We start from the raw sequence: 20,312 nt of genomic DNA, 5'->3' as shown, positions 1-20,312 counted from the left end.
ATGCAGGCGAAAATCAACTGGGGAGACCTTGGGGTTCTGGACGGACCGCTGCTGTTGTTCGGCGGGCCCTATTCCAACCTTCAGGCGGTAAAGGCGCTGACAGATTTTGCCACGGCGCGGGGGGTCTCTGGGGATCAGATGATCTGCACCGGGGATATCGTCGCCTACTGCGGTGCGCCAAGCGAAAGCGTGGCGGCGATCCGGGCGCTTGGCTGTGCCGTGGTGGCCGGGAATTGCGAGTTGCAGCTGGCCAGCGGGGCCGAGGATTGCGGCTGCGGATTTGCACCGGGCAGCAGCTGCGACATGCTGGCGGGCGCGTGGTACGCCCATGCCGCGCGGGCGTTGAATGCGGAGGCGAAGACGTGGATGGGGTCACTGCCGGATGTGGCGGTGTTTCAGCATCACGGGCAGCGCTATGGCGTGATCCACGGCGGGGTGCGCGACGTGGCGCGATTCATCTGGTCTGAAAGTGCCGAGGCGGTGTTTGAGGAGGAGTGGCAGGCGCTGGAGGAAGTCGTTGGCCCCGTCGATCACATCATTGCCGGGCATTCCGGTCTGCCCTTTATCCGCAAGACGCCGCGGGGGCGCTGGATCAATGCGGGCGTGATCGGCATGCCGCCTCACGACGGCGGCCAGCAAACGCGGGTGGCCGTGTTGGACGGGGGAGAGGTGACGTTCCATCGGCTTAGCTATGATGTGGCAGGGGCCGTGGCGGACATGACAAAGGCCGGTCTGCCGCGCGCCTATGCCGACGCGCTGCAAAGCGGTTACTGGCCGTCGGAAGACGTATTGCCACCGGGGTTGCGCGTGCCGTCCTTGGCCAGAGGGTGACGCTCCAGCACGAGGTCCGACAGGCGCTCTTCTAGCACATGGGTATAGATCTCGGTCGTGGCCACATCGGCATGGCCCAGCATGGTCTGGATCGCGCGCAGATCCGCGCCATTGGCCAGCAGATGCGTGGCAAAGGCATGACGCAGGGTGTGCGGCGTGACCTTTTCAGGGGGCACGCCCCCGGTCACGGCAAATTCCTTGATCAACAGATAGAACCGATGCCGCGTCAGATGGCCCGTTGCCCCGCGCGACGGGAAGAGATGCCGTGCGGGCGGTTTGCCCTTGGCTTGGGCCACTTCATCCGCCTTGTCGCGCACCACCAGCCATGCCGCCAGCGCGTCGCGCGCAGGCTCCGACAGCGGCACCAGCCGCTCGCGGCCCCCCTTGCCCGAAATCAGCAGAAGGCGCGGATCGCCGCGCGCAGCGCTGACCGGCAGGCTGACCAATTCGCTGACCCGCATGCCGGTGGCATAGAGCAGTTCCATCAGGCAGGTGTTGCGCAGCTGGTCCGCCAGCGCCCGGCCAGAGTTGCGCGCAGCATCCAAAAGCCGGTCGACCTCTTCCTCGGAGAGGATCTTGGGCAGACGTTTGTCTTGCCCCGGTCCGGCAATTTGCACCGCTGGATTATCTTCGCGCAGCCCTTCCTCAAAGGCAAAGCGGTAGAGCTGTTTGATCGCCGACAGACGCCGTGCGCGGGTGGATTTAGCCAGCCCTTGGGCATCGCAGTAGACGAGGTAATCTTCGACCTCGCCGCGGCTGGCGGTTAGGAAATCATGGTTCCGCTGCGCCAGAAAGGAATCGAAATCCTTAAGGTCGCGGCCATAGGCCAGCTGCGTATTGGTGGCGGCACCCTGTTCGGCGGCGGCGGCCTCCAGAAAGCTGGAGATCCAATGAAAGGTCGGTGTCTGGGACATCATCATTGCTGGAGCAATACAATCTGCAAAGCGGCACGCCGGGCGGTGTCTTCCAACCCGAGGGCGCGCAGGGTGGCTAGGGCGTCGCGAAGCGCCGATGTGTCACCACTCGCCCCGTCATGCAAGAGCGACAATAGGCGCAAAATCGCCATGCCCAATTCCTTGTCCCGCGCCAGCGCCATCAGGTCGGCGCGCGGGGTGGGATTGGCGAAAGCATCGTGCACCGCGGCGGCCAAAGGCGCATCCGGGGCGGGGCCTTCGGGGGCATCGCCAACCGCAACGGCGCGCAGCAATTCGTCTTCGGGGGACTTGCCGATCACCCATGTCGAGGCGGCCTCGTAATTGGGCGACAGCAGCGCCACATCCCGCGCCAGACGCGCGGCATGGCCCGCAAGCGGCATGGTCGAGAGCGGTTCGGCAAAGAGCGTGGCAAAGGCCACTTCGAGAGAGGCCTCACGCATCGCTTCCCATGCAGGCGGCAGGGTCTTGGCCACTGCCTCGGCGCTGCTGGTGCGCAGGGCTGTCTCAAAGCGTTGCAGCGCCGCGACACGGTCCCAGACGCCCCCCGATGCGGCGGGCTGGCGGTCTGTATATAGCCCCAGCAGCAGGTTGTCGGGCAGGGCGCCCGCGCGGGTCAGACGCTCGGCGGCTTCAAGCTGGGCTTTCCATCCGGCGATGTCGCGCAGATCGGCCACTGCATAGGCGCGGGGCAGAATGTTGGAGGGCAGCGGCTCGCCAATGGTCTCAAACAAGCGGAAGGTCATCGGGTCCATCTGGCGCGGCACGCGCAGCGGCTCAGCCCCTTCGTAGAAATCCGGGTTCAGGAAACGGTCGAAGAGTTCGAGCTGCGCCTCTGGCAAGAGGCCAAGCGCTTGGGCCGAGCCAAAGGTCAGGGCCGCGTTTTCCCAATTACCTGCGCGGGCGTTGCAGAAAATCCGTGTGCCATAGTCGCGGGTCAGATGCGGAGATTTCATCAGCCGCTCGCAGACGCGATGCTCGGTCCCGGTGAGCAGGGAAAGCTGCATCCACAGGTCGAAATGCGCGGTCGAGGTGGTCACCCCAGCCTGTTCGATCAGCGACAGCGCCGGATCGAGCGCGCCTAGCTCCATCAGTTTTTCGCCCCGCGCCAGCGCCAATAGATCGCCATTGCGCGCCTCGCCCTGCGGGGCCTGCGCCTCGGCCAGAAGCACGGTATAGAGTAGGGCCTGCGCGGCGGGCAGATGCAGGTCGGGCAGGTTGCGAATACGCTCTATCAGGGCGGTCGTATCGCTGCCCATCCAGATGTCCCCACGCAGCCCGGTGACCGAACCGGGCACCAGCCCGATGCGGCGCGGCGCGCCATCGCCCAGTGGGGTGACCTGCACCTCGGGGGGCAAAGCGTTGTTGGCGACAGGCGGTTCCGCCACCCGGCCCGGATTGGGCGGGCGTTTGGGGCGGTTTTCAGGCGGCGATTGCGCCCCGAGCCAGTCGATCACGGAAAGCGGTTGGTCATTGGCGGCGGGGGGCTTTTCTTGTTCCCGGGCCGCTGAGGTTTTGCGCGAATCGCGGCCCAGATTGCGGTCTTCGTCGGATTCGGCCAGCAGGGCGCTGGCACTGACCGAGCAGATCAACGCAGCGCAAAGGGCCAAACCGCGTTTTGACAGCGCGTTTGCCACCCCGCTCAATCCGCTGTCAGCGTGACGGGCTGGCGTGTCTCAATCTGTTCGGGCGAAAAGTCTACGCCAAAGAAGGGCCCGACGTAGGCATAGCCCACCAGCCCGATGAAGCCGACAATCAATAGAAATATCAAAAGCTTAAAAAGTTTACCCATGATTAATGCCTGCCCGGAATTCTGCTATTTTGCCAAACTATATATGGCCTTTCCGGCAAGATCACGTCATTCAGAGAAAAATGAGCGGAATTAAGCACAGCATAACCGATGGCGAAGAAATGCCGCCCCGTTACCGTCTGAACAAGACGGTGGCGCTGGTTGGCATGATGGGCGCGGGCAAAACGGCGGTGGGGCGTGCGGTCTCGGCCAAGCTGGGTGCGCCCTTTCTGGACAGCGATGCCGAGATTGAGGCGGCGGCCAATCTGAGCGTGCCCGAAATCTTTACCCGCGACGGAGAGCCGTTCTTTCGCAAACGCGAGACAGAGGTCATCGCCCGGCTGCTGGCAGAGGAACGTTGCATCCTGTCCACCGGCGGCGGGGCGTTTCTGGCCGAGGTGAATCGCGACAATATCGGGGCTTACGGTGTGGCGCTCTGGCTGGATGCGGACCTTGATCTGCTGTGGAACCGGGTGCGTTATAAGGACAGCCGTCCGCTGCTGCGCACGGCTGATCCCAAGGCCACGCTGACCGCGCTCTACCGCGACCGGGTGCCGCTTTACCGGCTGGCGGATCTGTCGGTGCGCTGTGATCCGCGCCTGTCGATTGACGCCATGGCCAATCGGGTGATCGACAAGCTGCTGACAAGGCCGGATGTTTTGGAGAAGTTGGATGCGTGAGACGGTATCCGTGGCCCTGCCGGGGCGGGAATATGATGTAATCATCGGGCCGGGGTTGCTGGCCGATGCGGGCGCGCTGATCGCGCCGCTGCTGCGCCGCAAGCGGGTGGCCGTCATCACCGAAAGCCGCGTGGCCGCGTTGCATTTGCAAACGCTGCGGGACGGGTTGGCCGCCGAGGGCATCGCGATGTCGGCGCTGGAACTTACGCCCGGAGAGGGGACCAAGGATTGGGCCAATCTTCAGCGCTCGGTCGACTGGCTGCTCGACGAACAGGTGGAGCGCGGCGATATCGTCGTGGCCTTTGGCGGCGGGGTGATCGGCGATCTGGTAGGCTTTGCTGCCGCCGTGCTGCGGCGCGGGGTGCGTTTTGTGCAGATCCCCACATCGCTTCTGGCGCAGGTCGACAGTTCGGTGGGTGGCAAGACCGGGATCAACGCAAGCCAAGGCAAGAACCTGATCGGGGCATTCCACCAACCCAGCCTCGTGCTCGCCGATACCGAGGTGTTGGGGACCATGCCGCGTCGCGATTTCCTCGCCGGTTATGGCGAGGTCGTGAAATACGGGCTGCTGGGCGATGCGGATTTCTTTGATTGGCTTGAGGCGCAGGGGCCAGCCCTTGCGGCGGGCGATATGGAAGCTCGGATCGAAGCGGTGCGCCGGTCGGTCCAGATGAAGGCCGATATCGTGGAACGCGACGAGACCGAGCAGGGCGACCGCGCGTTGCTCAACCTCGGGCATACTTTCGGCCATGCGCTTGAGGCGGCGACGGGCTATTCCGACCGTCTGCTGCATGGCGAGGGGGTGGCGATTGGCTGTGCGCTGGCCTTTGAACTTTCCGCGCGGCTGGGCCTATGCCCGCAGGAAGACCCCAGCCGCCTGCGCGCCCATCTGGCGCAAATGGGCATGAAGACCGACCTGCGCGATATCCCCGGCGACCTGCCAGAGGCCGAAGAGTTGCTGCGCCTGATGAGCCAGGACAAAAAGGTCGTCGATGGCCGATTGCGTTTCGTTCTGGCGCGCGGCATCGGCCAAGCCTTTGCGGGGGTTGAGGTTGAGAACGCTGAGGTGATCAGCTTGCTGCGGGATGCGCTCGGCTGAGGGCGCGGCGTCGAGGCTGATTGCAAAGGGCGATCGTCTGCCCGCGGGTCGGCGATCTAGGGCTCGCTCTATACCACTTTATTTCTCAGCTATGATGTGTGTTTAGCGAGGTGACGCTCAGCCTCACTAAATCGCCTACCCGGGGGGCGGGCAGGCAATGGCCCGGCGCCTTCGGCTTGATTCCGGGCCCGGTGGTAATCTCGTGGTGTCGCCAAAGGCGGGCAGGGCGCAACAGCGCCCCGCCCAAAAGTCTAACTTAGAATGGGATCTCGTCATCGAGATCACGGCTGCCGCCGCCGCCACCACCGCTGCCGCCGCCCGAGGAGGACGGGCCGCTGTCAAAGCCGCCGCCGTAGTCATTGCCGCCACCACCGTAGCCGCCACCGCCGCCACCACCGTAGCTGCCGCCACCACCACCGCCGGACCCGGCGCCACCGGGACCGTCGAGCATGGTCAGCGTGCCGCCAAAGCCCTGTAGCACCACTTCGGTGCTATAGCGGTCCGCGCCGGATTGGTCTTGCCATTTGCGGGTTTGCAACTGGCCTTCGATATACACTTTGGAGCCCTTCTTGAGGTACTGCTCGGCGATGCGGACGAGCCCCTCTTGGAAGATCGCCACCGAATGCCATTCGGTCTTCTCGCGGCGCTCACCGGTGTTGCGGTCTTTCCATGTTTCCGAGGTGGCGATGCGCAGGTTGCACACTTTGCCGCCGTTCTGGAACGACCGCACCTCGGGGTCGCGCCCGAGGTTGCCGATAAGGATCACTTTGTTCACTGAGCCGGCCATCTTGCCCCCTCGTTTGTCATTGCTGTGTCATTGCGTCGGGCGCGAATCCGAGCGCGCCCAATTCGGCCGTTTATATCGCGGTTGTCCGCCGGATGACACCGGCTTTCCCACCTCGCCGCCCATCATGGCACCCCGCGTGGCGGGCCGGTTTCCGGGGGCTGGTAGGCCGCGCGGTTTTGGGTATACTGCGCGCAATGCAACGGCAGGGGGCAGAGATGCGAAAGACGGGACGTATGGCCGGTCTGGCCGCGGTAGGTTTGGCGGCGGCCGGGATGATCGCGATGGGGGCAGCGCCGGCGGCTGCCGATATGTTTGCCAGCAAAAACCGCGCGGGTTTGTTTTCTTCTCAGAAAAGCATCCTCGATAACCGCGCGTCCAAGCAATATTCCGCCTCCGTTCGGCTGCAACCGCCCAAGGTGGTTACCCCAACGAAATGGGATGCGCCGAAATACAACGGTTCCTATAAAGGGGCCTTTCTGACCCATGCCCGCGCGGCGGCGACCCGGCATGGTATCCCGGTTGATCTGTTTCTACGGCTGGTTCAGCAGGAAAGCGGTTGGAACCCCAAGGCGCTGTCGCACAAGGGGGCGATGGGATTGGCTCAACTGATGCCCCAGACCGCGCAGGCGCTGCGCGTCGATCCGACCGATCCGGTGCAGAACCTTGAAGGCGGCGCGCGCTACCTCAAAATACAGTACCGCGCTTTCGGCAGTTGGGAGCTGGCGCTGGCGGCTTATAACGCGGGGCCGGGGGCGGTTAAGAAATACGGGGGCGTCCCCCCCTATAAAGAAACGCGGAATTACGTTAAAGTGATCACTGGCAGCTAAGCCATTGATATCTATGGGTCTGTATGGCGCGGTGGGCGTTTGTCCGCCTATTTCCACGTGCCTATGCCCCCTCGGCCCGGCGCCCTAGGGAACCGCTGGGGCGATCTTGGGGTTCTTTGATCAGAAACTTTGCAGCGAGAAATTCTCGCCTCAGAGATAAAAGATCAAAGGAGAACGACATGCTGACGAATATGAAAAATATCGCCCTTGCCGCCGGTGTAAGCGTTATTGCGCTGAGCAGCTCTGCTTTTGCCCAAGATAAGATCATGGTCTCGAAAATCGACGTTGAATCCTCTGTCAGCGCGGCTGCAGAGAGCAACGCCATGGACTTCTATCCTGATCTGGAAGAAGACCTGCGCGCCGAAGTGGCAGAGCGTGTGCCGCTGAGCAGCGATGGTGCCGATCCGCAGATTAAGATCGATATCCGCAAGATCTCTCTTAACGGTGCGACCATGTTGCCCGACAGTAAAGAATTCAACGAGTTGGAAGGCGTTGTTGATATCACAAGCCCCACCGGTGACAACGCTGGTCTAAGCTTCCCGGTAAAGGTCTCGGCCTATAGCGGCGAAGACATCGCACCCGAAGGCTATGTCAACGTGCCGCCGTCTGAGACCGAATTCTACGTGGCGCTCGTGTCGACCTTTGCCGATGTTGTGGCCGAAGGTCTGGCAAATGTGAACACAGCCGGTTCGGCTGTTGATCCCTAAATCCGGCCCCTAAAACCGGATCACGATTACCTCAGGCCGTTCCCCCCTTAGACCGCCTGAGGGAGCAGGCGTGGCTCTTCGGAGCCGCGCCTTTTTCATTCTGCTGCCGTGCCCACTTCGATCACCGGCTCCATCTCGGCGAATTGCTGGGCCGAGAGGTGACATTTGATCTGGTGCCCGTCCGCCATGGTGACCATCGGCGGCACCTCCCGTTCGCAAAGGTCCCCCGGTACCTGTGATTTCCACCGGCAGCGGGTTTGGAAAGGGCAGCCCGGCGGTGGATTCATCGCCGAGGGCACGTCGCCCTCAAGGACGATGTGTTTCTTCTTTACCTTGGTATCTGCAATCGGCACGGCACTCAGCAGCGCCTCGGTATAGGGGTGATAGGGCGGCGAGAAGACCTGATCGGTGTCGCCCAATTCCACCACATGGCCCAGATACATCACCATCACCCGGTCGCTGAGGTAGCGCACGATGGAAAGGTCATGGCTGATGAACAAGAGCGTCGTCTTCTGCTCGCGCTGGATCTCCATCAGCAGGTCGGTCACCGCCGCCTGTACGCTCACATCCAGCGCCGAGACAGGCTCATCCGCCACCACGATCCGTGCGTCACCCGCAAAGGCACGGGCGATGCCGACCCGCTGCTTTTGCCCGCCGGAAAGTTGGCGCGGCATGCGGTTTGCGAATTCTCGCGGCAGCTTCACCAGATCAAGCAGTTCCAGCATCCGCTGCTTGCGCTCTTTCTCATTCTTGCCGATGCGGAAAATTTCCAACGCGCGGATGATCTGCCGCCCGACGGTCATGGAAGGGTTCAGCGTGTCGAACGGATTTTGAAAGACCATCTGAACATCGGCGACGTTCTTGGTCGTGCGGTCGTCAATGGGCACCCCGCCAATATCTTTGCCGTCAAGGTAGATGTGCCCCTCGGTCGCCGTCTCAAGCCCCATGAGGACCTTGGCGAAGGTGGATTTGCCGCAGCCTGATTCCCCGACAATGGCGAGGGTTTCGCTCTCATGGGCTTCGAAACTCAAGGATTCGTTGGCTTTGACCACCTTGGTATTGCCGCCGCCGAACATGGCATTGGCCGCGACCTGATAGTATTTCTTGAGCTTGTCCATCTTGAGGACGACCTCGCCAACATCGCCCTTTTCCTTGACCTCGGCCAGTTCCAGCGGCGCTTGCCAGTCGATCTCTTGGAAGCGGATGCAGCGGGTTTCGTGCCGGTCATTGCCGGGGACGGTCTCCATCGGGATCGGCGCGGCGTCGCAGCGGCCGGGCACGAAATAGTCGCAGCGGGGGCCGAAATTGCAGCCGGGCGGGCGTTCATGGGGCAGGGGGAAGTTGCCGGGAATGGCCACAAGGGGGCGCGCGTTCTTGTCGGCACCGGGCAGCGGGATCGAACGGAAGAGCGCCTGCGTATAGGGGTGCTGCATCTCGTCGAAGACATCGTGGATGGAGCCTTTCTCCACCGCTTCGCCTGAGTACATCACGCAGATACGGTCGCAGGTTTCCAGCACCAGCCCGAGGTTGTGAGAGATGAACAGCATCGAGGTGCCGTATTTCTTACCCAAGTCCTTGACCAGATCCACAACCGCCGCTTCGACGGTCACGTCGAGCGCTGTGGTCGGCTCATCGAGGATCAGGAGCGAGGGTTCGGACATCAACGCCATGGCGATGACGATACGTTGCTGCTGCCCGCCCGAGAGTTGGTGCGGATAGGCTTTCAGGATGCGTTCGGGGTCGGGGAGTTTCACATCCGTGACCACTTGAAGCGCACGCGCATGGGCTTCTTTCTCGGACATGCCCGCGTGGATCATCGGCACTTCCATCAACTGTTTGCCGATCCGCATGGCGGGGTTGAGGCTGGCCATCGGCTCTTGATAGATCATCGCGATCTCGCTGCCGCGAATGTCGCGTAGCTCTTCGGGGCTCATCTCGCTGAGGTCGCGGCCTTTGAATTTGATGGAGCCGCCGACGATCCGGCCATTGCGGCCCAGATCTTGCATCACGCCCAGCGCCACGGTGGATTTGCCACAGCCGCTTTCGCCGACCAGCCCCACGGCTTCGCCCGGTTGCACGACCACGGAAAAATCCATCACGGCGGGGATCTCTCGCAGCCGCGTGAAAAAGGAAATCGACAGGTTGTTGATCTCAAGAATTGGGCCGTCGTAATCAGTTTTTGGCATTTGTCTCTCCCAGTCGGGGGATCAAAAGGATCCGGGGGGAAGTGCCCCCGGATGACGTTTATTAATCGCGCAAGGACTCTTCGCGCAGGCCGTCGGCCAGTAGGTTCAGACCCAGCACGAGGCTCAGAAGTGCAAGCGCGGGCGCGATGGCCGCGTGTGGATACAGCGACAGCAGGCGGCGGCCTGCGTTAATCGTGCTGCCCCAATCTGGACTTTCGCTTTCCAGCCCAAGACCGAAGAAGCCCAAAGTGCCTAGAAGGATCGTGGTATAACCGATGCGCAGGCAGAAATCGACGATCAGCGGGCCACGGGCATTGGGCAGGATCTCCCACAGCATGATGTACCACGGGCCTTCGCCGCGGGTTTGGGCGGCGGCCACATAGTCGCGCGTTTTGATGTCCAGCGCGAGGCCGCGCACGATGCGGAACACCGTGGGCGAGTTCACGAAGACGACCGAGACAAAGACCACCAGCACGCCGGGGTCGATATCAAAGAGGTCGATCATGCTCGGCAATCCGGGGATGCGGTAGGTGTCGGTCGCCACGATCGCGCCGTCGGTGGACACCAGCGATAGGTACAGCCAGCCGACAATGCCCAGCACCACGATCAACAGAGGCGTGCGGAACGATGGCTGCGTGTAATAGCGTGAGTTCAGCAGCACAGCGAGGAAGATCAGCGGGAAGATGAACAAGAACACGGCCATATAGTTCGGGATGCCGGTCAGCACGATCTCAGGCGTCACCAGCAGGTAGAACAGCAAGATGACCGGGAACGCGAGGATCAGGTTCGCCAGAAAGCTGAGGATCGTATCCAGCCGCCCGCCGTAGTAGCCCGCAGGCAGGCCCAGCGTGATCCCCACCATGAAGGCAAAGAGTGTCGCCAAGGGCGCGATCTGCACCACGACCCAAGAGCCCTTGATCAGCCGTGAGAAGACGTCGCGGGCAAGGTTGTCACCGCCAAGCAGGAACCACGGGTATTCGCCCTCATCGGGGCTGCGCAGCGGGGTGCCGGGCAGCTTGTTCTTCATGCCCGACGTTTGGCTGAGGCTGTCGTGGGTCACCAGCAGGTCGAACAACCCGCCAAAGACTCCGGTGAAGACCCAGAACATGACGATGGCAAAGCCGATCATCCCCACGGTGCTGTCGAAAAGCTTGCCGTAGAGGCCAAGGCGGCGTTTGAAGTGGATGGAGACGGCGAAGGTCAGGATCAGTGCGATCCAGACCGGCAGCATCTGCTGCGACATGCCGCCGAAGATGCCCGCTTGCGGCCCCATGAAGGCACCGGCGACGATATAGATCAGCAGCACGAGGATCAGCAGCGCAAACAGTAGGATCACCGCGCGGTTCAACCCGCCTGCCAGCCCGCCCCTCCGGGCGACGGTGCCATCGGGGTTGATCTCTTGCGCGTCACTGGCGGGAAAGAACGAAACGACAATCTGCGCCGCGACAGCCAAGGCCAGCATCACGCAAAGGCCGAGGAAGATGATATTGAGCCCCGCAAGAGACCCGGTCCATGTCAGTTGTTCCATGTCCATGCTCCCTTATGAAATGCGAATGCGCGGGTTGAGGAAGACGTAGCCGATATCCGAGATCAACTGCGTTACAAGAACGACGATGACCGACACGACCGAAACGGCGAGCAGCAGTTCGATGTCGTTATTGGCCGCCGCTTGAACGAGCAGCCAGCCGAAGCCCTTGTAATTGAACAGGGTCTCCACGATCACCACACCGTTCAACAACCATGGGATTTGCAGCATGATGACGGTGAAGGGCGCGATCAGCGCGTTGCGCAGGGCGTGTTTCAGCACGATCTCAGAGAATTTCACGCCCTTTAGCCGCGCGGTACGGATATATTGCGCGGTCATCACCTCAGTCATCGAGGCCCGCGTCATCCGCGCGATATAGCCCATGCCGTAGAGCGAGATGGTCAGCACCGGCAGGAAGAAGTTCCAGAAGTTGGCGTCTTTCATGGCAGACGTGGCGGAGCCGAGAAACAGGGTTTTACTGTCGATCCAGCCCCATTCCGCCAGAAGCGGCGAGAGGCCAAAGCGCGAGGAGGCCAGTACCGCGATGAAAATCACGCCCGAGACATATTCTGGCGTCGCCGTGGTAGCGATGGAGAAAGTCGAGAGCGAGCGGTCAAGTTTGGAGCCTTCGCGCATCCCCGCCAGCACACCGACAATCAGCGCCGAGGGGACCATCAGCATCAGCACCCAGAACATCAACTTGCCGGTGAGGGCGAGGCGGGTCAGGACGGTTTCGCCTACGGGCTCCTTGAAGACGGTCGAAAACCCCCAATCGCCTTGCAGGATGCCGCAGCGAGTGGGACGCGCCTCTACCGGGGTGCCGGGGGCGAAACAGCGGCCAAAGGTCTCTTCCGGCGTGTCGCCTTCTGTGACCCATCCGGGCAACACGCCCAGCCATTCGCCGAACTTGTCGACGGTGGGTTGCAAATAGCCGCGGCTTTCAAGGTAGCTGGCCACGGCCTCGTCTGACATGCGAAAATTGCCTTGGGTTTTGGCGAGTTTTTCAAGGTTCGGATAGAGATTGGTCAGCCAGAATACGATGAACGTCAGGCACAGCGCCGTCAGCATCATCACACCCAGCCGGCGCAAAATGAATAGTCCCATGTGGTCCCCTGTAGCAGGGTCGGGCGGTGACTTGGCCCGACGATGCGGCCTTTTTGGCCTTTTTAATTCGTGCGGCGCCGTGACAGCGCCGGTTCTGTTCGCGGCAGATTTTTGCCGCCTTGTTGAGTTATGGCACTAGGGCCTTAAGGCAAGGCGTTTTTAGCGTCATCTGCCTGGCCGTTTATCCGGCTCTTTGCAAAGCGGTTCGCCCATGAGGCATGGAAATTGGTCGCGCGTCAACATTCGGCTGAGCCGTTTGAGGGAGTTTTTGCGACATTCTAAGGGTCTGAAAGCGACAATTCGGACAGGGGTCAGCGCAGCTTGCTGGGGGGAAGGCCGCTGTGCTGCTGCATGAAACGGGTGAAATAGGCAGCGGAGCCAAAGCCCAGAGAGGCTGCGATCTCGGCGGCTGTTTGATCGGTTTCGGCCAACAGACGCCGGGCAGCATGGCAACTGCGTTCGGTCAAGAGATCGGCGGCGGATTTGCCGGTGGCCGCTTTGACGGCCCGGGTCAGATGGGTCGGCGTGACGCCCAGTTCTGCTGCGTGATCGGCCATGCTGCCACCCTTGGGCGCGCGCTGGGCGATCAGGGCGCAGAACCGCGCGCTGAGCCTGTCGCCGGCCTTGGGCCGGGGGGCGGCGTGTTCGTCCGACATGATCTGACGGCGGAGCCATACCGATATCAGCGCAACCTGAGCCTTAAGTGCGTCTTGCTGCAGGGGGCGGCCTTGCTGAACCTCCCTCTGGGTCTGTTCGATCAGGGCCGCGATTTCGGATTGGGCCACACCGTCGCGGATGCGCAACTGGCGCGGCATTTCGGGCAAACGCACATCGCGGTCTTCCGGTATCAGCACCGCATGGCCCAGACATTGATACCCCAGCTCCAGCGCAAAGAGTGATCGCGCGGGTATCCAGAGCGCGTTATGGGGGCTGATGCCCCGGCGTTGCCCATCCAGCAGCAACCGACCCTGGCCCCGGGTGATCCAGATCAAAAGATGGTGGTCGCGCTCATGGGCGAGGGTCAGCCGCCAATCTTGCCCCGCCGAAAGCTGGGCCAAGGTCTGGGTTTGTATCTGCGTTTGGGGCACGCGGCGCTTTCGTCGAGAAATGGCAACCCTGTCGGGCCAATCTACGACGTCAGGCTATCGGATGGTTGGAATAACGCAAGAAACTGTATGCGCCCTGCGGTTATTGCGGCGTCACCCGATGCCAATCTGCCATTTTACTGCGCATCCAAGTGCGCTGCCGCTTGGCGAAGCGCCGGGTGGCAACCACGGCGGCTTCGCGGGCGCGGTGCAGTGGCCAATCGCCGTCAAGGTGGCGGATCAGTTCCGGCACGCCGATGGCGCGATGGGCAGGCAGCGATGGGTCATAGCGCGGGCGGAGGGCGGCAACCTCTTCCAAGGCGCCTTGTTCCAGCATCAAGTCAAAGCGCTGTGCGATGCGGGCGTTCAGCCAATCCCGCTCAACATCGAAACCAATCGGCAGGCAGTCCGCGAGCGGCAAGAGCGGCGCGCCGGTATTGCGCTGCCAGTCCGACAGGCCGCGCCCGGTGGCCTGCAACACTTCCCAAGCGCGCTGTACCCGCGCGCGGTTGCGCTGGTCGATGCCTGCGGCGGTCTCGGCATCAAGTTGCGCCAACAGGTCTTCGAGCGTCATGTCATCGCCTTGGGCGCGGACCTCTGGCGGAGTTTCCGGTATCTCAGCTAATCCTTGGGTCAGAGCCGCGAAGTAAAGCCCGGTGCCACCGGTGATAATCACCCGCTGATCGCCGCCCAGCAGCGGGGCCACCTCGCGCAGCCAATGGCCGGTGGAATAGGGTGCATCCTCGGCCAGATGACCATAGAGCAGATGCGGCGCACGGGCCTCTTCTTCGGCTGAGGGCCGGGCGCTGATGATGCGCAGCGGGGCGTAGACCTGACTGGCATCGGCGTTCACGATCACACCGCCCTGCGCCTCGGCAATGGCGAGTGCCAGGGCAGATTTGCCGCTGGCGGTCGGCCCGGCGATGAGCACAGGCCGCTCGGGCGGCAGGTCTTGCAACAGGGCATCCATCTGGGCCTTGGGAATATCCGGCATTTCTTTGCGTCTTCCTTACGTCCCGCATTGAACCTTGGGCGTATTTGCGACATTTTGGCGCGAAATGAAAACCCTTCACCGCCGCAAGGCTCAAATCTCCCCCGGTTGGTGAAATAATAAGGTGTGCCCGATGTCCCAAGACACCCCCCAAGTCTCCTTTAATCGCGTGATGCTAAAGATTTCCGGGGAGGCGCTGATGGGTGACCTCGGCTATGGTCTGCATCCGCCAACCGTCGAACGCATCGCCCGCGAGGTGCAATCGGTGCACAGTCTGGGCGTCGAGATCTGCATGGTGATCGGTGGCGGCAACATTTTCCGCGGGCTGCAAGGCTCGGCGCAGGGGATGGAGCGGACGACGGCGGATTACATGGGCATGCTCGCCACGGTCATGAACGCGCTGGCGATGCAGTCCGCGCTTGAGGGTCTGGGCATCCACACACGGGTGATTTCGGCCATTACGATGAACGAAGTGGCCGAGCCTTACATCCGCCGCCGTGCTGTGCGCCACCTTGAGAAGAAGCGCGTTTGCATCTTTGCCGCAGGCACCGGCAACCCCTATTTCACCACCGACACCGCTGCGACCCTGCGCGCCAATGAAATGTCTTGCGAGGCGATCTTTAAGGGCACCAAGGTCGATGGCGTCTATGACAAGGATCCGGCCAAGTTCGACGACGCGAAACGCTATGACATGGTAAGCTATGACGACGTGCTGCAAAAGCGGCTTGGCGTGATGGACGCCTCTGCCATCGCGCTGGCGCGGGACAACAACCTGCCGATCATCGTCTTCTCGTTGGACGAGCCGGGCGGCTTCCAAGGCATTTTGGCGGGGCAGGGTACTTACACCCGCGTCGGTTAAGACGCGCACCACAGCGCGGGGATCGTCCTACGGCGGGGCGATTGGCCCGAGGTCGCCGCGCCCCTCGCAAGGGGGCGCGGTTGTCAGATGGTGGCGATATAATGGGCAGTTGTGAAAGCGCCGCGCCACCGTTAGAAAGCCGTAACGCAAGGAAACAACAAGCAGGCCTCGCCATGTCAGACGAATTTATGCTCGATACCGATGATCTTGAACGGCGGATGAACGGCGCAATTGCGTCGCTTCGGACCGAGTTCGCATCGCTGCGCACAGGGCGTGGCTCGGCCTCCATGCTGGAGCCGGTGATGGTTGAGGCTTACGGCCAGATGACCCCGGTGAACCAAGTCGGCACCGTCAACGTGCCCGAGCCGCGCATGGTGACGATCAACGTTTGGGACAAAGGTCTTGTTGGTAAGGTTGAAAAAGCCATCCGCGAAAGCGGTCTGGGCATCAACCCGCAGCTCAATGGCACCATCATCATGCTGCCGATCCCTGAGCTGAACGAAGAGCGCCGCACCCAGTTGACCAAGGTTGCCGGGCAGTATGCCGAACACGCCCGCGTTTCGATCCGCAACATCCGACGCGACGGGATGGACCAGATCAAGAAAGCCAAGAACGACGGTGCGATGTCCGAAGATGACCAGAAAATCTGGGAAGGCGAAGTGCAAGACCTGACCAACCGCTTCATCACCCTCATCGACGACCAGCTTGAGACGAAACAGGCCGAAATCATGCAAGTCTGACCCGCGCTTTCGCGCAGGGACATAGAACTTGAAAGAAAAGGTCGAGACATGAGCACCGCCGAAACCCAGCCCCAAACGATACCCGGCGGGCCACGCCATGTGGCGATTATCATGGACGGCAATGGCCGTTGGGCCACCCAACGCGGGCGGCCCCGGCTTTTTGGGCACCACGCCGGTGCCAAGAGGGTGCGCGAGGTCGTTGAGTGCTGCCCCGATGTGGGGGTGGAGTATCTGACGATCTTTGCCTTCTCGACCGAGAATTGGAAACGCACGCAGGTCGAAGTGGCGGGGCTTATGTCGCTGTTTCGGCGCTATATCTCCAAGGAAATGCGCAGCCTCAGCGAATATGGCGCGCGGGTCCGTTTCATCGGGGACCGCGACCGGCTGGATGACAAGCTCATCAAGCTGATGGGAGAGCTTGAGGATCACACCGCGCATAACACCCGCATCAATCTGACGATTGCGCTGAATTACGGCGGCCGCGATGAGGTGGCCCGCGCCACGCATCGTTTGGCCCAAGATGTCGCCAGCGGCAAACTTGACCCCGACAGCGTGGACGAAGAGACCCTGCCGCGCTACCTCGATACCCATGTGCTGCCCGACCCCGATCTGGTGATCCGCACCAGCGGCGAAGCGCGGATTTCGAACTTTCTGCTGTGGCAATCGGCCTATGCGGAATATGAGTTCATCGACACGCTGTGGCCGGATTTCACCCGCGAGGAATTCGCCCGGCTCTGCGCCGCCTATGGCGGGCGTGACAGGCGGTTCGGTGCGGTCAAGACCTAAGGAGAAGCGCGATGAAATCACCTGAACAATGGTCCGACCTGCGGGCGCGGATGCTGTCGGCCAGTGCGATGATCCTGATCGGTCTGCTGGGCATCTGGTTGGGGGGCGTTGCCTTTCACCTTTTGGTGGCGCTGGTCTGCGGTCTGATGGTTTGGGAACTTGTCGGAATGCTGCGCGGCCCCGGTCAGGCGGCCTCTTGGCAGCTTGGGCTGGTGACGGGCGCGGCGGTGTTGGCGTCGGTCTATCTGCCGGTAGGCTTTGGCCTGCCGCTGCTGCTGGCACCTGCGCTTTTGGGATTTGGCCTGCTGGCGGCCAACCGCACGCTTTACATGAGCTTTACCGCCATGATCCTGCTGGCGGGCTTTGGCCTGATCCAACTGCGCGATGACATGGGCTTTGGCTGGTTGATGTGGCTGGTGCTGGTGGTCGTGGTCACCGATGTGGTGGGCTATTTCGCCGGCCGTGCCATCGGCGGGCCCAAGTTTTGGCCAAAGGTCAGCCCCAAGAAAACATGGTCCGGCACCGCGTCGGGCTGGGTCGGGGCGGCTGTTGTCGGGCTGATTTTCTCGTTCAACACCGGCTTTGGCCTGCAACTCGTTGGCATCTCGGTCGCGCTGTCGATGGCCTCGCAAATGGGCGATATGGCGGAATCGGGTATGAAGCGCAAAATGGGTGTCAAGGACAGCTCGGCGCTGATTCCTGGTCATGGTGGCCTGTTGGACCGCTTTGACGGGATGCTGGGCGCTGCGGTGTTCTTGCTGATTGTTGGGCCGCTGATCGGCTTCCCGCCGGGCGTGAATTAACCCGCCATGCCACGCAAAATTTCGATACTGGGGGCGACCGGGTCCATCGGTCAGAACACGATTGATCTGATCCGGCGCAGGCCTGACAGTTATCACGTAGTGGCGCTGACCGGCGCGGGCAATATCACGCAACTGGCCGAGGACGCGAAAGCGTTGAAGGCCGAGGTCGCGGTCACTGCCCGCGAAGACCTGTTGGACGATCTGCGCGACGCGCTCAGCGGCAGTGGGATCGAGGCAGCGGCGGGGTCCGAGGCGATTACAGAGGCGGCATCGCGCCCGGCGGATTGGACCATGTCCGCGATCATCGGTGCCGCAGGGCTGGCACCGGGTCTGGCCGCCCTGCGCCAAGGCGGCACGCTGGCGCTGGCCAATAAGGAATCGCTCGTTTGCGCCGGAGCGCTGATCATGGGCGAGGCCAAGCGCCATGGCGCGACGATCCTGCCGGTCGACAGCGAACATTCCGCCGTGTTTCAGGCGTTGGTCGGCGAAGACATGGCCGCCGTTGAGCGCGTTATCATCACTGCCAGCGGCGGGGCGTTTCGGGATTGGCCGCTGGAAGACCTCGCCAATGCGACGCTTGACCAAGCCTCGAGCCATCCGAACTGGGACATGGGGCAGCGCATCACCATCGACTCTGCCTCGATGTTCAATAAGGCGATGGAAGTCATTGAGACAAGGGAGTTTTTCGGCGTATCGCCTGAGGCTATCGAAGTGCTGGTGCATCCGCAGTCGATGATCCATGCGCTGGTAGGGTTTTGCGACGGTGGGCTGATGGCGCACGTCGGCCCGCCAGACATGCGCCATGCGATCGGCTATGCGCTGCACCACCCGCAGCGCGCGCCCCTGCCGGTGGAACGGCTGGACCTGACCAAGATCGGCCGGTTCGATTTCACCGCCCCCGATGACGCCCGCTGGCCCGCGCTGCGCCTCGCGCGGGAGGTTATGGCGGCAGGCGGGCTCATGGGCGCGGTCTTTAACGCGGCCAAGGAAGTGGCGCTGGATGGCTTTATCGGCGGGCAGTTGCGCTTTACCCAGATGGCCGAGATCGTCGAGGAAGTGTTGGACGCGCGCGCGTCCGACGCGTCTTTGGGCCGGGGCAGCGACGATATGACACTTGATTTGGTGGGCCAAGCCGACCATTTCGCACGTAAGGCTGCTGAGGCCGCAATTCAAAAAAGGGCAGGGTAGCAGGTTGGACATCATGGGATTATTGCCGGAGTTCGGCGGGCTGATCTGGACGATATTGGCTTTTGTCGTGGCGCTTTCGGTGATCGTGGCGATCCACGAATACGGCCATTACATCGTTGGCCGTTGGACCGGGATCAAGGCGGATGTCTTCAGTCTGGGCTTCGGCCCGGTGCTGTTTTCCCGCATGGATAAGCGCGGCACGCGCTGGCAGTTCGCGCTGCTGCCCTTTGGCGGCTATGTGAAATTCGCGGGCGATTCCAATGCGGCTTCCAGCAAGGACGAAACCGCGATGCAGGCGCTGGCCGAAGACCCCGAGGCGCTGCGCCACACGATGCATGGCGCGCCGCTTTATGCCCGCGCGCTGACCGTCGCGGCGGGGCCGGTGTTCAACTTTGCCCTGTCGATCATTATCTTCTTCGCCGTGGCGATGACCGCAGGCACCGCCCGTGATCCGCTCACCGTGGGCGAGCTGCGCGATCTGCCGAATGCGGCATATGAGTTGGAACCGGGCGATGTGCTGCGGGCAGTCCAAGGCACCCCGGTGCCGTCACTCTCTGCCGGGGGAGGCTATGGCGATTTCCTGACCAACCTGCCGCAGGAAGCGGTTCTGAGCTATGACATAACCCGCGATGGCGAAGAACTGACCGTGCCCGGCCCCTATCTGATGCCGCCGCTGGTCAGCAACGTCGCCCCGCAATCTGCGGCGCAAGAGGCCGGTCTGCGCAGCGGCGATGTGATCACCGCGGTGAATGGGCAAGAGATCGTGGCCTTCGGGGAATTGAAAGAGGTGGTTGAGGCTTCCGAAGGGGCGCCGCAGGAGTTGACCGTCTGGCGCGATGGCGAGACCCTGCCTTTCACCCTCGTTCCCAAAGCCACGGATGAGCCGCAGCCTGACGGCAGTTTCAAGCAAAATCTGCGCATCGGCATCGTTGGCGGCATGGCCTTTGTGCCCGCAACCGATACGCCCGGCGTGGGGGAGGCGCTTAGCTCGGGCCTAGATAATACTTGGCGCATCATCACAGGGTCAATCTCGGGCCTGCGCGAGATGATCGTCGGCAATATCAGCACCTGCAACCTGAGCGGCCCGGTGGGCATCGCCCAGACCTCGGGCGCGATGGCGAGCCAAGGGGCGCAGTCCTTCATCTATTTCATCGCGGTGCTGAGCACGGCGGTCGGTCTGCTGAACCTTTTCCCAATCCCGGCCTTGGATGGCGGGCATCTGGTGTTTTACGCCTATGAGGCTGTGACCGGCAAACCGCCCAGCGATGGCGCACTGCGGATCTTGATGACCATGGGCATCGCCTTGGTATTGACCCTGATGCTCTTTGCGCTTGGGAACGACTTGTTCTGCCCATAGGGCCGGGCCGCCCTTGAGAGTGAACGACATCCTGCG

General features: G+C 62.3%; 20 protein-coding genes. 11 read left to right on the top strand and 9 right to left on the bottom strand.

Annotation, left to right across the window (positions count from 1 at the left end; translation table 11 throughout):
• Complete coding sequence (locus O4H31_RS08680) at positions 1–831, top strand: metallophosphoesterase family protein (protein ID WP_269344859.1); 831 nt, start codon at positions 1–3, stop codon at positions 829–831.
• Here the strand turns inward: O4H31_RS08680 and O4H31_RS08675 are convergent.
• The 3 genes from O4H31_RS08675 to O4H31_RS08665 are packed head-to-tail and all read right to left on the bottom strand — an operon-like array spanning position 768 to position 3,555.
• Positions 768–1,751, bottom strand: a complete 984-nt coding sequence (locus O4H31_RS08675; protein ID WP_419723590.1) for a site-specific tyrosine recombinase XerD — start codon at positions 1,749–1,751, stop codon at positions 768–770. The genes O4H31_RS08680 and O4H31_RS08675 overlap by 64 nt on opposite strands.
• On the bottom strand, positions 1,748–3,400 hold the full coding sequence (locus O4H31_RS08670; protein WP_331283700.1) for a hypothetical protein: 1,653 nt from the start codon (positions 3,398–3,400) through the stop codon (positions 1,748–1,750). The genes O4H31_RS08675 and O4H31_RS08670 overlap by 4 nt, the downstream gene beginning before the upstream one ends.
• Before the next feature lie 5 nt (positions 3,401–3,405).
• Positions 3,406–3,555 carry a hypothetical protein gene (locus O4H31_RS08665; protein WP_007120408.1) on the bottom strand — a complete coding sequence of 50 codons (150 nt, stop codon included), beginning with the start codon at positions 3,553–3,555 and terminating at the stop codon, positions 3,406–3,408.
• 80 nt (positions 3,556–3,635) lie between these two features.
• Between O4H31_RS08665 and O4H31_RS08660 the strand changes: the two genes are divergently transcribed.
• Together O4H31_RS08660 and aroB are read left to right on the top strand one after the other, a co-directional pair.
• The gene (locus O4H31_RS08660) at positions 3,636–4,232 is read left to right on the top strand and encodes a shikimate kinase (RefSeq protein ID WP_067940723.1); all 597 of its coding nucleotides are present in this window, start codon (positions 3,636–3,638) and stop codon (positions 4,230–4,232) included.
• Positions 4,225–5,331, top strand: a complete 1,107-nt coding sequence (gene aroB / locus O4H31_RS08655) for a 3-dehydroquinate synthase (RefSeq protein WP_269344847.1) — start codon at positions 4,225–4,227, stop codon at positions 5,329–5,331. The genes O4H31_RS08660 and aroB overlap by 8 nt, the downstream gene beginning before the upstream one ends.
• A 256-nt stretch (positions 5,332–5,587) precedes the next feature.
• Here aroB and O4H31_RS08650 read toward each other — a convergent pair whose 3' ends face one another.
• Positions 5,588–6,118 carry a single-stranded DNA-binding protein gene (locus tag O4H31_RS08650; RefSeq protein WP_269344844.1) on the bottom strand — a complete coding sequence of 177 codons (531 nt, stop codon included), beginning with the start codon at positions 6,116–6,118 and terminating at the stop codon, positions 5,588–5,590.
• Between the two features lie 281 nt (positions 6,119–6,399).
• Here O4H31_RS08650 and O4H31_RS08645 point away from each other — a divergent pair, with 281 nt between their 5' ends.
• Together O4H31_RS08645 and O4H31_RS08640 are read left to right on the top strand one after the other, a co-directional pair.
• On the top strand, positions 6,400–6,945 hold the full coding sequence (locus O4H31_RS08645) for a lytic transglycosylase domain-containing protein (protein WP_120352218.1): 546 nt from the start codon (positions 6,400–6,402) through the stop codon (positions 6,943–6,945).
• A 179-nt stretch (positions 6,946–7,124) separates the two neighbouring features.
• Entirely contained in the window at positions 7,125–7,652 is a 528-nt protein-coding gene (locus tag O4H31_RS08640) for a hypothetical protein (RefSeq protein WP_269344842.1), read from the top strand.
• Between the two features lie 95 nt (positions 7,653–7,747).
• Here O4H31_RS08640 and O4H31_RS08635 read toward each other — a convergent pair whose 3' ends face one another.
• The 5 genes from O4H31_RS08635 to miaA all read right to left on the bottom strand — a co-directional run bounded on the left by O4H31_RS08635 (position 7,748) and on the right by miaA (position 14,546).
• Positions 7,748–9,838, bottom strand: coding sequence for an ABC transporter ATP-binding protein (locus tag O4H31_RS08635; protein WP_269344840.1), 2,091 nt, complete (start codon positions 9,836–9,838; stop codon positions 7,748–7,750).
• A gap of 61 nt (positions 9,839–9,899) precedes the next feature.
• The gene (locus O4H31_RS08630) at positions 9,900–11,366 is read right to left on the bottom strand and encodes an ABC transporter permease (protein WP_269344838.1); all 1,467 of its coding nucleotides are present in this window, start codon (positions 11,364–11,366) and stop codon (positions 9,900–9,902) included.
• A 12-nt stretch (positions 11,367–11,378) separates the two neighbouring features.
• The gene (locus tag O4H31_RS08625; protein ID WP_269344836.1) at positions 11,379–12,467 is read right to left on the bottom strand and encodes an ABC transporter permease; all 1,089 of its coding nucleotides are present in this window, start codon (positions 12,465–12,467) and stop codon (positions 11,379–11,381) included.
• 311 nt (positions 12,468–12,778) lie between these two features.
• Entirely contained in the window at positions 12,779–13,555 is a 777-nt protein-coding gene (locus tag O4H31_RS08620) for a helix-turn-helix domain-containing protein (protein WP_067628869.1), read from the bottom strand.
• 100 nt (positions 13,556–13,655) lie between these two features.
• Positions 13,656–14,546, bottom strand: coding sequence for a tRNA (adenosine(37)-N6)-dimethylallyltransferase MiaA (gene miaA, locus O4H31_RS08615; protein WP_269344832.1), 891 nt, complete (start codon positions 14,544–14,546; stop codon positions 13,656–13,658).
• A 130-nt stretch (positions 14,547–14,676) separates the two neighbouring features.
• Between miaA and pyrH the strand changes: the two genes are divergently transcribed.
• From pyrH to rseP, 6 genes are all read left to right on the top strand, one after another.
• The gene (gene pyrH, locus O4H31_RS08610; protein WP_067628872.1) at positions 14,677–15,402 is read left to right on the top strand and encodes a UMP kinase; all 726 of its coding nucleotides are present in this window, start codon (positions 14,677–14,679) and stop codon (positions 15,400–15,402) included.
• Positions 15,403–15,575: 173 nt separating this feature from the next.
• Positions 15,576–16,142, top strand: coding sequence for a ribosome recycling factor (gene frr, locus O4H31_RS08605; protein ID WP_007120421.1), 567 nt, complete (start codon positions 15,576–15,578; stop codon positions 16,140–16,142).
• Positions 16,143–16,190: 48 nt separating this feature from the next.
• Positions 16,191–16,928: a polyprenyl diphosphate synthase gene (gene uppS, locus O4H31_RS08600; protein ID WP_269344828.1), complete on the top strand. Its 738-nt coding sequence runs from the start codon at positions 16,191–16,193 to the stop codon at positions 16,926–16,928.
• 11 nt (positions 16,929–16,939) lie between these two features.
• Entirely contained in the window at positions 16,940–17,731 is a 792-nt protein-coding gene (locus O4H31_RS08595; RefSeq protein ID WP_269344826.1) for a phosphatidate cytidylyltransferase, read from the top strand.
• Between the two features lie 6 nt (positions 17,732–17,737).
• On the top strand, positions 17,738–18,919 hold the full coding sequence (dxr, locus tag O4H31_RS08590; protein WP_269344824.1) for a 1-deoxy-D-xylulose-5-phosphate reductoisomerase: 1,182 nt from the start codon (positions 17,738–17,740) through the stop codon (positions 18,917–18,919).
• A 4-nt stretch (positions 18,920–18,923) separates the two neighbouring features.
• Entirely contained in the window at positions 18,924–20,276 is a 1,353-nt protein-coding gene (rseP, locus tag O4H31_RS08585) for an RIP metalloprotease RseP (protein WP_269344822.1), read from the top strand.
• Positions 20,277–20,312 lie beyond the last annotated feature (36 nt).

The sequence above is a fragment of the Sulfitobacter dubius genome (assembly GCF_027214245.1).
GTDB classification, from domain to species: domain Bacteria; phylum Pseudomonadota; class Alphaproteobacteria; order Rhodobacterales; family Rhodobacteraceae; genus Sulfitobacter; species Sulfitobacter dubius_A.
The sequence above is the reverse complement of the archived record's forward strand: the minus strand, read 5'-3'. Positions and strand labels throughout refer to the sequence as shown.